At 74.2% G+C, this 12325-nt stretch carries 12 protein-coding genes; 8 read left to right on the top strand and 4 right to left on the bottom strand.

Annotated features, from left to right (window positions below):
* Positions 1 to 48: 48 nt before the first annotated feature.
* Positions 49 to 765, bottom strand: coding sequence for a winged helix-turn-helix transcriptional regulator (locus tag EKH77_RS22785; protein ID WP_126916181.1), 717 nt, complete (start codon positions 763 to 765; stop codon positions 49 to 51).
* Positions 766 to 882: 117 nt separating this feature from the next.
* Here EKH77_RS22785 and EKH77_RS22780 point away from each other — a divergent pair, with 117 nt between their 5' ends.
* The 4 genes from EKH77_RS22780 to EKH77_RS22765 are packed head-to-tail and all read left to right on the top strand — an operon-like array spanning position 883 to position 6129.
* A complete protein-coding gene (locus EKH77_RS22780) occupies positions 883 to 1962 on the top strand; it encodes a class I SAM-dependent methyltransferase (RefSeq protein ID WP_126916180.1) in 1080 nt (359 codons plus the stop codon).
* 35 nt (positions 1963 to 1997) lie between these two features.
* Positions 1998 to 3404, top strand: coding sequence for an alpha/beta fold hydrolase (locus EKH77_RS22775; RefSeq protein ID WP_164737845.1), 1407 nt, complete (start codon positions 1998 to 2000; stop codon positions 3402 to 3404).
* The gene (locus tag EKH77_RS22770) at positions 3404 to 4849 is read left to right on the top strand and encodes an alpha/beta fold hydrolase (protein WP_126916178.1); all 1446 of its coding nucleotides are present in this window, start codon (positions 3404 to 3406) and stop codon (positions 4847 to 4849) included. The genes EKH77_RS22775 and EKH77_RS22770 overlap by 1 nt, the downstream gene beginning before the upstream one ends.
* Positions 4850 to 4866: 17 nt before the next feature.
* Complete coding sequence (locus EKH77_RS22765) at positions 4867 to 6129, top strand: cytochrome P450 family protein (protein ID WP_126916177.1); 1263 nt, start codon at positions 4867 to 4869, stop codon at positions 6127 to 6129.
* A gap of 9 nt (positions 6130 to 6138) precedes the next feature.
* Here the strand turns inward: EKH77_RS22765 and EKH77_RS33075 are convergent, their stop codons facing one another.
* Entirely contained in the window at positions 6139 to 7128 is a 990-nt protein-coding gene (locus EKH77_RS33075) for a Rieske 2Fe-2S domain-containing protein (protein WP_164737844.1), read from the bottom strand.
* A 38-nt stretch (positions 7129 to 7166) separates the two neighbouring features.
* Positions 7167 to 8156 (bottom strand): Rieske (2Fe-2S) protein, encoded by a 990-nt coding sequence (locus tag EKH77_RS22755; protein ID WP_126916176.1) that lies wholly within the window; start codon positions 8154 to 8156, stop codon positions 7167 to 7169.
* A 156-nt stretch (positions 8157 to 8312) separates the two neighbouring features.
* Between EKH77_RS22755 and EKH77_RS22750 the strand changes: the two genes are divergently transcribed.
* From EKH77_RS22750 to EKH77_RS22730, 4 genes are all read left to right on the top strand, one after another.
* Positions 8313 to 8750: an ester cyclase gene (locus EKH77_RS22750; protein WP_126916175.1), complete on the top strand. Its 438-nt coding sequence runs from the start codon at positions 8313 to 8315 to the stop codon at positions 8748 to 8750.
* On the top strand, positions 8747 to 9211 hold the full coding sequence (locus EKH77_RS22745; RefSeq protein WP_164737843.1) for an ester cyclase: 465 nt from the start codon (positions 8747 to 8749) through the stop codon (positions 9209 to 9211). Before EKH77_RS22750 ends, EKH77_RS22745 begins: the two co-directional genes overlap by 4 nt.
* Positions 9208 to 10365, top strand: coding sequence for an FAD-dependent monooxygenase (locus EKH77_RS22740; RefSeq protein ID WP_164737842.1), 1158 nt, complete (start codon positions 9208 to 9210; stop codon positions 10363 to 10365). Before EKH77_RS22745 ends, EKH77_RS22740 begins: the two co-directional genes overlap by 4 nt.
* Positions 10366 to 10560: 195 nt before the next feature.
* Positions 10561 to 11823, top strand: coding sequence for an ABC1 kinase family protein (locus EKH77_RS22730; protein ID WP_126916172.1), 1263 nt, complete (start codon positions 10561 to 10563; stop codon positions 11821 to 11823).
* A 64-nt stretch (positions 11824 to 11887) separates the two neighbouring features.
* On the opposite strand, the gene EKH77_RS22725 is transcribed toward EKH77_RS22730, so the two are convergent.
* A complete protein-coding gene (locus EKH77_RS22725; RefSeq protein ID WP_126916171.1) occupies positions 11888 to 12268 on the bottom strand; it encodes a VOC family protein in 381 nt (126 codons plus the stop codon).
* Positions 12269 to 12325: the final 57 nt, after the last annotated feature.

Below are 12325 nucleotides of genomic sequence, written 5' to 3'. Positions count from 1 at the left end.
GGGGACGACTGCCTCGGGGACGACCGGCGGGCGCGGCCGCCCTGTCCGTCAGCCGGGCGGGGCGGCGGCCGCCACCGGCTCCCCGCTCCCGTCGGGGCGGCGGGCGGCGGCGTCCAGCAGCCCCATGAACTCCACGCAGCGCCGGGCGGCCTCGGGATCGCCGTCGATCCGCAGCCGGCCGGAGATCAGCGCCTCGAAGGGCGTGCGCATCTCGGCGCCGATGCTCACGAACGTCTCGGCGTCCGTGACGACGACCAGGGCCGGGGCGCCGGCGGGACCGCGCCGGGTGACGGCGCGGCCGGCGGCCACCTCGATGTGGAACGTCTCGTCGGCCACGCGGAACTCGTAGGCCTCGTCGACCTCGGGCACCGGACGCCCGTGGATCATCGCCTGGACGGCCAGGATGCCCCAGGCGGCACGGACGGCGCCGCCACGCGCCTCCTCCTCGCCCAGGAACGCCATCCCCCACCGGGCCAGCGCCAGCAGGGGCTCCCTGAGCTGCTCGCCGCGCGCGGTGAGGCGGTAGCGCCTGCCCCGCCCGTCGCCGGGCACGGCCGCCGACTCCAGCACCCCGCGCGCGGCGAGCGCCCGCAGCCGGTCGGAGAGCAGATTGGGCCCGAGGCCGGGCAGGTTGCCCAGGATCTCGTTGAAGCGCGCCGGGCCGATGAGGAGCTCCCGGACGATGAGCAACGCCCAGCGTTCGCCCACGACGTCGAGGCCGGCGGCGAGACCGCAGAACTGCCCGTAATTCCGCTTGCCCGTCATGACGCACCCTCAGCTTCCGCCCCCATTACTACACTTCATGGTAGCAATGGGCCCGCCACGGGCGTGAGCAACCTGGGAGAAGGCGACCCTCCGGGCCGTTCACTACAGTCGGGCGCCATGGACGGATGCGACAGCACTGCCGTGCAAGCGTTCGCCGGCCGCTTCCTGGACGACGTCAGCGGCGGGATGACCAGCGTCCTGTGCGCCCTGGGCGACCGTCTGGGCCTCTTCCGCGCGCTCGCCGAAGGCGGCCCGGCGAGCAGCGCGGAGCTCGCCGCCCGCGCCGGGCTGGACGAGCGCCACGTCCGCGAATGGCTCCTCGGCCTTCTCAGCGCGGGCTACCTGGACGCCCGGCGGCAGGCCGCCGAAGAGCCGGTCTTCTCCCTCCCCCCGGAGCACGCCGCCGTACTCGCCCACGACGACTCGCCGTTCTTCCTCGGCGGCGCGGCCGGGCTCGTGCCCGCGCTCGCCGCGATGCTGGAGCCCGTCGCCGAGACGTTCCGCTCGGGCGGCGGCGTCCCGCAGGAGGCGTACCCCGAGGGCCTCTACCGGACGATGTGGCGGATGAGCGCCAGCTGGCTGGGCACCCTGCTGCTCCCCCAGTGGATCCCCGCGATCGACGGCCTCGCCGGACGCCTGGCGGCCGGCGGCCGCGTCGCCCACCTGGGCAGCGGCGGCGGCCACGCGCTCGTACTGATCGCCAGGGCCTTCCCCCGCGCCCGCTGCACCGGCTACGACCGGCTGCGGCTCCACGTCGACCGCGCGCGCCGGGAGGCGGCGGACGCCGGGGTGTCCGACCGCGTGGAGTTCGTCCACGGCGACGCCGCCGACCTGCTGCCCGCCACGGGCGACCACGCCCTCGTCCTCGCCCTCGACGTCCTCCACGACGCCCCGGACCCGGCGGCGGCCCTCCACGCGGTCCGGGCCGCCCTCGCCGACGACGGGGTTCTCCTGCTCCTGGAGAGCGCGGGCGCGGAACGCGCCACGGACAACCGCGGCGCGGCGGCCGCGCTGCTGTACGGGGCGAGCGTGCTGTACAGCGTGCCGGTGTCGCTGGCGGCGAAGGGGAGGGCGCCGGGGATGCTGGGGTTGCCGGCGGGGGAGTTGCGGAGGCTGTGCGCGGAGGCGGGCCTGACGTCGGTACGGGAGCTGCCGCCGCCGACACCGCTCAACGCACTGTACGAGATCAGGCCTTGAGAGCGCCCCAGCCCCGCCCCCGGAAGGGAACCCCCGTGCACCCCACCTGGCACCCCGCCACCGAGGAGGCCCTGGCGGGCCTCGACTTCACCACCGTCGCCGTCCCGCTGGACCACGCCGACACAGAAGGCCGGTCCCTCGAGCTGGCGCTCGCCCGCCACCCCGCCCGCACCCCCACCCGCCGCCTCGGCACCCTCCTCGTCCCCCCGGACGACCCCGGCAACCGAGGCACCCTCCTCGTCCCCCAACTCGTCGCCAAACTCCCCTCCCCCGTCCTCGACCAGTACGACATCGTCGGCTTCGACCACCGCTTCAGCGGCCGCAGTCACCCCCTCTCCTGCGGGCTCACCCCCGACCAATGGCTGTGGATCTTCCACACCCCCGAGGACGCCGACACCGAGGCCCGCTATCAACAACGCATCGTCGAACGCTGCTTCCGCGAGGCCGGTGACCTCCTCCCCCACCTCACCTCACGGGCCATCGCCCATGACATCGAGGTGATCCGCCGCGCCCTCGGCGAGGAGCGGATCTCCCTGCTCGGCTACTCCTACGGGAGTCACCTCGGCGCGCTGTGGACACAGCTGTACGGCGCGCACGCCGACCGGGTCGTCCTCGACAGCGTGATCGACCCGGATTCCGTGTGGCGGCGGATGTTCCTCGACTACGCCGCGAGCTGCGAGGCCGCGCTCGGCCGGTGGTCGGCGTGGGCCGCGCGGCGCCACGAGGAGCTGGCGCTGGGCGCGACCCCGACGGCCGTGCGCGAAGCGGTCGCACGGCTCACCGCACGCGCGGACCGGGAACAGCACATCGAGGTGGCCGGCCTCCCCGTCGACGGCACGATGCTCCGCCTGCTCACCATGGTGCTGCTCGGCGACGACCTGGCCTGGGGCTTCCTCGGCGACGTGCTGCGCGCCGCCGTCCACGGCGGGCAGGCCTCGCAGGAGGCGCGCCGGGCGCTGGGCGCGATGTTCGGGCGCGGCAAGGAGGAGAGCGGGGCCGTCGCCCAGCTCGCGGTGCTCGGCGGCGACGCGCCGTGGCCGCGCGACCCGGCCGGCTACCGCCGGGACATGGCGGCGGCCGCCGAACGGCACCCGTTCATCGGGCCGGCGATGGCCGCGCCCAAGGCCGGTGCCTTCTGGCCCCGGGAGCTCGACGGGCGCCGCCCGTCCGCCCCCGCCTTCGGCCGGGACAACCACGCGGAGAGCGTGCTGCTCGTGCGGGCCGAGCACGCCATGTTCACCCCCGCGCGCGGGGCCGCGCGGCTGAGGGAACTGCTGGCGCACAACTCCCGGCTGGTCACGGCGGCCGGTACCGGCGCCCACCGGGTGTTCCCGTTCCACGGCCACCCCGGCGTCGACGGGACCGTCACCGAGTACCTGCTCACCGGCAAGCTGCCCGACACGGACCTCACCTTCACCACCGGTCACGGGAGGGACGCCTGATGAACGACCCCGCCCTGCGCGCCGACGCGATCCGGGACTTCCAGAAGCAGTCCCTGTCCTGGCACCCGGCCGACGAGGAGGCCCTCGCCGGCCTGGAGTGCGCCGAGCTGACCGTGCCGCTGGACTACGCCGACCCCACCGGCCGCACCCTCACCCTGGGCCTCGTGCGGGCCCCGGCGGCGGCGCCCGAGCGGCGGCGCGGCGTGCTGCTGATCGGTCCCGGCGACGACCTCGGCAACCGGGGCACGCTGCTCGGCGCGCAGCTCGCGCGGGCGCTGCCCAAGGAGGTGCTGGCGCGCTACGACGTGGTGGCGTTCGACCACCGGTTCATGGGCCGCAGCAGCCCGGTCGTGTGCGGGCTGGAGCCGGAGGAACGCTTCTGGGTCTTCCACCAGCCCCGCGACTTCGCCCACGAGGTCCGCTTCCAGGCCGAGGTCGCCGCCAAGGTAGCCGAACACGCCCTGGACGTGCTGCCGTTCGCGAACTCGCGGAACATCGCCCGCGACATGGAGGTCGTCCGGGGCGCGCTGGGCGAGGAGCGGCTGTCCTACCTGGGCTACTCCTACGGCACGTACCTGGGCGCGGTATGGACGCAGATGTTCGGCGAGCACGCCGACCGGGTCGTCCTGGACAGCCTGTGCAGCCCGGACTGGGTATGGCGCGGGCTGTTCACCGACTTCCCGCCCAACGGCGAACGCGCCCTGGGCCGCTGGACCCGCTGGGCCGCCCGGCACCACGACGAGCTCGCGCTGGGCGCCACGCCCCCGGAGGTCCGGGCCTCCTACGACCGGCTGCTGGCCCGGGTCGACGCGGACCAGCCGGTGGCGGTCAACGGCTTCCCGCTGGACCGCACCCTCGCCCGGCTGATCGTCGTGGGGATGCTCAACAGCGACCTCAACTACGCGCACCTGGGCGACATCCTGCGCTCCGCCGTGCACGGCGCGCCGCTGACCCCCGCGACCCTCACCTTCCTGGCGACGATGTTCGGGCAGCCGAAGGAGGAGAGCGGCACGGTCGCCCAGCTGGCCATCCTCGCGGGCGACTGGTCCTGGCCGCGCCGGCTGGGCCCGTACGAGCGGGACATGGCCCGCGCGGCACGCGAGTACCCGTTCACGGGCGCGGCCCTGTCCGGGATCAAGGCGACGGCGTTCTGGCCGGTGCCGCCGAGCGAGCCGGTGACCCGGCTGGGGGCGGGCAACCGCGCCCGCAGCGTCCTGCTCGTCCAGTCCGCCGAGGACATGTCCACACCGCACGCGGCCGCCGTGCGGATGCACGAGGTGCTGCGGCACAACTCCCGGCTGGTCACCGTCGCCGACACCGCCCACCACCGGGTCTTCCCCTTCTACGGCAACCCCGGCGCCGACGAGCTGGCCACCGCCTACCTGGTCGACGGCACCCTGCCGAGGACCGACGTCGTCTGCCCCAACCCCCGCCCGCAGGTGTGAGAGAGGGGACCACGGACATGCCCGAACCCGACGATCCCCACGAGGTGTACGCGCCGGAGTCCCGCGTCGACCCCTATCCCGTCTACGCGCGGCTGCGCGCCGAGGCCCCCGTCCACCCGATCCGCGACCCCAACGGCATCGAGCACTACCTGGTCACCCGCTACGAGGACGCGCGCGCCGCCCTCGCCGACCCCCGGCTCTCCCGCGACCCGAAGCACGCGTGGGAGGCGCTGCGCCGCTCCGGGCTCTACCCCGAGGGCGGGGAGGGCTCGGAGCCGCACATGCTCAACAGCGATCCGCCCGACCACACCCGGATGCGCAGGCTCGTCGCCAAGGCGTTCACGCCGCGCCGGGTGGACGCCATGCTGCCGCGCGTCCAGGAGATCACCGACGGGCTGATCGACGCGTTCGCCCCGCGCGGCACCGCCGACCTGATCACCGCGCTGGCGTTCCCGCTGCCCATCACCGTGATCTGTGAACTCCTCGGCGTGCCGGAGGCCGACCGGGCGCCGTTCCGCGAGTGGAGCACGGCCGCGCTGACCCCCACCTACACCGAGGGCGCGACGATGCCGCCGCACGAGGCGAACCGGCTGCTGCGCGAGTACTTCACCGCGCTCGTCGCCGAGCGCCGCCGCGCGCTGCGCTCGGCCGGGGACGACACCGAGGCCCAGCCGGACCTGCTGAGCGCGCTCGTCGTGGCCTCCACCGAGGAGGGCCGGCTGACCGAGCTGGAGCTGGTCTCCACGGCAGGGTTGCTGCTGGTGGCCGGGCACGAGACGACGGTGAACCTCATCGGCAACGGCATGCTGGCGCTGCTGCGCCACCGGGACCAGTTGGAGCTGCTGCGCTCCCGGCCGGAGCTGCTGCCGGCGGCCGTCGAGGAGTTCCTGCGCTACGACGGGCCGGTGGAGCGGGCCATGCTGCGGGTGGCCACGGAGGACCTGGAGATCGGTGGGACGCCCGTGCCCAGGGGCGCGATCGTCACCGTGGGCGTGGCCTCCGCCCACCGCGACCCGGACCGCTACCCCGACCCGGACCGGCTGGACATCACCCGCGGCGACCGCTCCCACCTGGGCTTCGGGCACGGCATCCACTTCTGCGTCGGCGCGCCCGTCTCCCGGATGGAGGGGCGGATCGCCGTGGGGACGCTGCTGCGGCGGCTGCCCGACATCGCCCTGGACGAGTCGGCGGGCCTCCTTCGCTGGCGGCCCACGGGCGTGCTGCGCGGCCTGGAGTCGCTGCCGGTGCGGTTCACGCCCGAGCCGTCCGGGGTCACCTGATGTCCCCCCTCAGCTGATGTCCTCGCGGGCGGGGTGGGCACGGGGGTGGCGGCGGACGTACTCCAGGTAGCGGCCCAGGGCGCGATCGCTGCGGGTGAGCAGGCCGGGGCGGAAGTGGAGGGTGAGGAGCACAGGGGCGTCGTCGGCGAGCATGCCCATCATCACGCCCATGGCCCGGTCGAGGAACGCCTCGTCCGCCGCCGGGTCCGCGCCGCCCTCCGCCCGCCGCGCGCCGAGGACGAAGTAAGGCCGGGACACCCCGGGGCGTACGGAACGCAGCGCGGTGAGCCAGCAGAACCAGCGGCCGTCGAGGGTGCCGGTCTGCCGGAACACGCTGGTTCCGTGGATCTCGACGCGTAAGTCGAGCCGTTGCCCGTCCGGGGTGGTCAGGCGCAGCGGGTAGCCCATGGAGTGGGCGGTGGCGGTGACGGCGTCGTTGGGGTCGTCGCCGTCGTCCAGGGCGAAGCCGTGCTGGAGGAGGAAGTGCTGGACGTCCATGGTCTGGGCCGCCACCAGCCAGGGGTCGACGGGGGCCTCGTCAAGGACCGTGTGGCGCAGGAGCAGATCGTCCGGGGGGACGGGGAGGCCGGGCACGTCGAACAAGGGCCGCCGCCCGTTGAAGGCCCAGACGATGCCATGCGATTCCCGCGAGGGAAAAGAGAAGAGCCGCGCACGCGGCGGCACCGGCTCGCCCGTACCGGTCGACGCGCAGGTACCGGCGCCGTCGTAGCGCCAGCCGTGGTAGCGGCATCGCAGGTGTTCCCCTTCCACGTGTCCGACGGACAGGTCCGCGCCCAGGTGGGCGCAGTAGCCGCTGACGACCCGGGCGGGCCCGCCGGCCGCGCACCGGAAGACCGCCACCCGGCCGCCGAGGAAGTCCACCCCGAGCACCTGCCCGGCGGGCAGTTCGGTGGACAGGCACAGCGGGAACCAGCTCTGGCTGTACGTCCCGTCCAGGCCCTCGGCGGGGACGGGACGGCCGAGCGGGCGCGTGGTCACGGCGGCGGCCCCTTTCACGCTCTGCGTGCTCTTCGCGCTCATGTGAGGTAGTCCCGGGCGGGGTTGGCCCGGGGGTAGGCGCGGACGTAGTCGAGGTAGCGGGCGAGGGTGCGGTCGCCGTGGGTGAGGTGGCGGGGGCGGAAGCGGATGGTGCCGAGGACGGGCGTGTCGTCGTCGAAGAGGTTCATCATGGCCGTGCGGGCCCGGTCGAGGAACTCCTCGGTGATCTTGGGGTCCTCGTCCTCCTCCCGGTGGGCGCCGTAGACGAAGACGGCCCGGGAGCGGCCGGGGCCGGGGATGTTCAGCGGGGCGAGCCAGAAGAACCAGCGGCCGTCGAGGGTGCCGGTCTGCCAGAAGATGTTGGTGCCGTGGATGTCGACGCGCACGTCGAAGCGCTCGCCGTCGCGCATCCGGGCCCGCAGGTCGAAGCCGACGGAGTGGGCGTCGATACGCACCGAGTCGTTGGGGTCGTCGTCGAGGACGAACTCGTGGGGCAGGCACAGGTGCTGGAGGTCCATGGTGTGGGCCTGGACCAGCCAGGGTTCGACGGGCAGCTCCGGGAGGACGGAGCGGCGGACGGTCAGCTCGTCCTCGCGGTAGGGCAGGCCGGGCACGCCGAAGAGCGGCTCCTCGCCGTTGAACGCCCAGACGACGCCGTGCCGTTCGGCCGTCGGGAAGCGGAACAGCCGGGCCCGGGGCGGCACCGGGTCGCCGATGCCGGTGGCGACGCACGCCCCGCCACCGTCGTACTGCCAGCCGTGGAAACGGCACCGCAGCCGCTCCCCCACCACCTCGCCCACCGACAGGTCCGCACCGACGTGGACGCAGTAGCCGCTCAGCACCCGGGCGGGGCCGCCCTCGCGGCCCCGGAAGACCACGGCCTTGCCGCCGAGGAACTCGACGCCGAGGACCGCGCCGGCGGGGACGTCCTCGGACAGGCACAGGGGAAACCAGCTCTGGCTGTACAGCCCGTCCGCGCCCTCGGCAGGAAGTCCCTCGGCGGGAAGGCTGGGGAAACCATCGGTCATGACGACAACCCTCCGTTGTCCCTGCGGAATTGTTTCCACGGCCCTCTGCGTCGTCAACCCCGCCCGGAAGGGCGATCCGCACCGCAATCTGGGAGAAGTGACCGCGCCGGGAATCCCACTAGCCTTTCTGCGAAACCGCGCGCGGAAGGAGCCGGCATGGGGTCCACCGAGCAGGCGAACAAGGCGCTGGTACGGGAGTTGATCGACACCTGGAACAGGGGCGACCTCGCGGCGATGACGCGGTTCTGGTCCCCGGACATGGTCCACTACGGCCGCGACGGCGAGCCGCTGCCCGGCACCGACGTCGCCGCCGAGATGGCCCGCTTCATGAACGCCTTCCCCGACCTGCGGCTCACCGTCCACGCCATGGTCGCGGAGGGCGACCTCGTGGCCACCCGGCTGACGGTCGAGGCCACGCACAAAGGGGAGTACCTGGGCGTGCCGGCCACCGGCCGCGCCGTGCGCGTTCCGCTGCTGGGCCAGCTGCGGGTCGTCGACGGCGCCGTCGTGGAACACTGGGGCGTGGCCGACGGGCTGTACCTTTTGGAACAGCTCGGGCTGCTCCCCCCGGAATTACTGCGGGCCACGGCGTGACGCGGCCGGACAAGAAATCCGCCTACGAGGAAACCGTCCGGAAATTCCGGGGCGCCGTGCTCTTCACCCACGATTTCTCGGCCATTTCCGAGGTACTCACCCCCGATTTCGTCGACCATTTCGCCCCGCCGTGGGATCCGCCCGGCCGCGAGGGCGTGGCCCACCGTTTCGGGCAGGCGGCCGAGGCCCTGACGACGCGCCGGGTGGAGGTGCTCACGTCGGTGTGCGAGGGCGACGTCCTCGCCCAGGCGATCCTGCTGCACTTCGAGCACACGGGCACGTTCATGGGGCTGCCGCCCACGGGCCGGTCCTTCGCCATCGGCGGCTCCAACACCTTCCGCTTCCGGGGCGGCCGGATCGCCGAGCACTGGGGCGTGTTCGACGTCGCGAAGATCCCGGACCTGCTGGGCGGCCCGGCCCCAGGGAGTTGGTCCTCCATGTGGCCGGGCGCGCCCGCGTGAGAGCCCGGCGCGCCCTGGTCGTCGGGGCCGGGCCCGCCGGCCTGGCCACCGCCGCCCTGCTGCGCCGGGCCGGGCTGGAGGTCGTGCTGCTGGAGCGCGCCCCGGACGTCGGCGTCGCCGGGACGGCCCTCACCCTGTGGCCCAACGCCTTCTCCGCACTCGCCGTGCTCGACGCCGACGGACCCGTCCGGGCCCGCAGCGCGCCCGCGGCGGGCCTGGCGATGCGCACGGCGCGCGGCGCGACACTGCTGTCCCTGCCGGCCGGGGTGCTGGACGCCCGGTGCGGCGGCAACGGACGCGCGCTGCCGCGCGCCGCCCTGCTCCGGGCCCTCCACGACCTCCAGCCCCCGGACGCGATCCGCTTCGGGGCGCGCTGCGTCGGCGTACGGCAGGACGGCCCGGCGGTGGCCGCCCGGCTCGCGGACGGCACCGAGGTGGAGGGCGATCTGCTGATCGGCGCCGACGGCATCCGCTCCCGGGTGCGCGCGGCCCTCTTCGGCGCCCCCGGGGACACGGGCGGCGGCGACCTGCGCTACCTCGGCCACGCGGTGGCCCGGGGCGTCGCCGCGTACGCCTGCCCCGGCCACCCGGCGCTGCTGGCGCTGGGCCCGGGACGGCAGTTCGGGCTGTTCCCGCTGCCGGAGGGGCGGATGTACTGGTTCGCGGCCTTCGCCGTACCCGAGGGCGGGGCCAGGGCGGGCCCGTCGTCCCTGCCGTTCCTCCAGCGGCACTTCGCCGCGTGGCACGACCCGGTCCCGGCCGTGCTGCGGTCCACCGACCCGGCCGCCGTCACCGTCACCGCGATCCACGACCGGGCACCGCTGCGGCGCTGGGGGCGGGGCGTGGTGGCCCTGGTGGGTGACGCCGCGCACCCGGCCGCGCCGGCCATGGGGCAGGGCACGTGCCAGGCGCTGGAGGACGCGGTGGTGCTGGCGCGGGCGCTGGGGGCGACGGACGACGTTCCGGCAGCGCTGCGCGCGTACGCCGCGCGGCGGCGGCGTCGGGCCCACGCTGTGACTGTCCAGTCGCACTGGATGGGGCGGCTGGGGCAGTGGCGGGCGCCGGTGCTTTGCGCTGTGCGGGACGGGCTGATCAGGGCGACGCCCCGTTCCGCCCTGCTGGGCGCGCTGCGTTCGTCGTTCACGTTCGACTAGCCCCAGCCCCGCCCTTTCACCGTTTCCGAAGGGGCTCCGCCCCCTCGCACCCCCGCTCCGCGCGGGCACAACCCAGCCCCGCCGGCGTTTGAGGCGCGGGGGTCTGGGGGCGGAGCCCCAGGCTGGGGGCACCTCCCAGCGGTAGCTGGGGGAGAAAGGGCGGGACTGGGGCCTCCAACCAGAGGAGCCCCCCCCATGGACCGAGTCCCTCCGCACCGCCTCGCGCTGCGCGTGTGCGCCTTGGCCCTCACGGTCATCGTGGAAGCGGCCACAACCCTCCCCGCCCTGCTCGCCATACGAGCAGTACGCGGCCGCCCCGCCGCCCACCACTACCTCTACCGCCGCCTCACCCACCGCATCCAATCCCTCGGTCCCACCTTCATAAAGTTCGCCCAGATCGCGGGCGCGCGCCGCGACATGCTCCCCGCCGCCCTGTGCGACGAGCTGTCCCGTCTCCACGACTCCGTCCGCCCCCTCCCGCCGCGACAAGCGGCAAGCGCGCTGCGCGCCGCGTACGGGCGGGCGACACCGCCGTTCCTGGCCCGGCTCGATCCCGAGCCGGTGGCGGGCGGCAGCATCGCCTGCGTGTACCGGGGCGTGCTGCCGGACGGCGGGGTCGTGGCGCTCAAGCTGAAGCGCCCCGGCATCGACGCGACGATGCGGGCCGACCTCGCGCTGATCCGCGCCCTGACGCGCCGCGCCGAGCGGCTGCCGGCGCTGCGCGGGATGCCGATGGCCGACCTCGTCGGCTACGTCAGCCGGGCCGTCCTCGGCCAGCTGGACTTCCGGCGCGAGGCGAAGAACATCGTCACGCTCCGCGCGAACCTCGCGGACGTCCCCGGCGTGGTCGTGCCCCGGCTGCGCCCCGAGTGGTCCCGGCCGACGTGCCTGGTCTTCGACTTCGTCCCGGGGCTGGACACCAGGACGCCCGCGACCCTCCCCGACCCGGTGCGGGCGCGGCTCGCCTCGGCCGTGCTGGCGGCCGCGCACAAGATGATGTTCGTGGACGGGTTCGTGCACTGCGATCCACACCCGGGCAATGTGTATCTGCTGCCGGAGGGCCACGCGGCCGTGATCCTGGACGCCGGCTACAGCGTCCGGCTGCCCGAGCGGGTTCGGGAGCTGATCGCCGGGTTCTTCGCGGCGCTCGCCACCGGCGACGGACGGCGCTGCGGGGAGATCATGCTGGCGAGCATGGCCGACGCGGACGGCCGGACAGCCGACCCCGAGCCGTTCGTCGCCGACATCGCCGAGCTGGTCGGCCGGTGCGCCGGCCCGGGCCGGGCCTTCGACATGGCGTCCTTCGGCAACGGCGTCTTCGAGGTGCAGAGCGCCCACCGGCTCTACGCCGCCTCGGACTTCGCCTTCCCCATCATGGCGCTGATGATCCTGGAGAGCACGGTCCGGGGCCTGTGGCCGGGGGCGGACTTCACGCGGGTGGGCGTCGCGGCGATGTGAACGGCCCCGGACGCGGTGCTGCCGCCGGCCCCGGGGGAAGGCGGCGGCAGCACGAACAGGGGGCTCAGCCGGCGGGCTGCACCAGGTTGAACTCGTTGCCGTCGGGGTCCGCGAACGTCGCGGTCGAGCCGCCGAACGGCATCTGCTGCGGCTCGTGGGTGAACCGCACCCCGCGCCGGACGAGCTCGTCGTGCGTGGCCTTGATGTCCTCGGTGACGAACTGGATGTCGGTGAAGCGGCCGATGTTGCCCTCCCGGTAGACGGGGAAGTCCTTGGTGCACAGCACGATGCGGGTCTGGGAGCCCTTGGGTGCCACCTCGATCCACCGCATGGGGCCGAACCTCAGGTCCTCGCGGAGCTCGAAGCCGAGGGTGTTGACGAAGAAGTCGACGGCCTTCTCCTGGTCGTTGACGAAGACGTCGACGGTACCGATGTGCGAGATCACGGAGTTTCTCCTGTCTTCAGTGAGTTTTCGATGAGTCTTCGATGAGTGGAGGACATG

Origin of the sequence: Streptomyces luteoverticillatus, assembly GCF_003970715.1 — a bacterium.
GTDB classification, from domain to species: domain Bacteria; phylum Actinomycetota; class Actinomycetes; order Streptomycetales; family Streptomycetaceae; genus Streptomyces; species Streptomyces abikoensis.
Note: the sequence above shows the minus strand (reverse complement) of the source record. Positions and strands in the feature narration are given on the sequence as shown.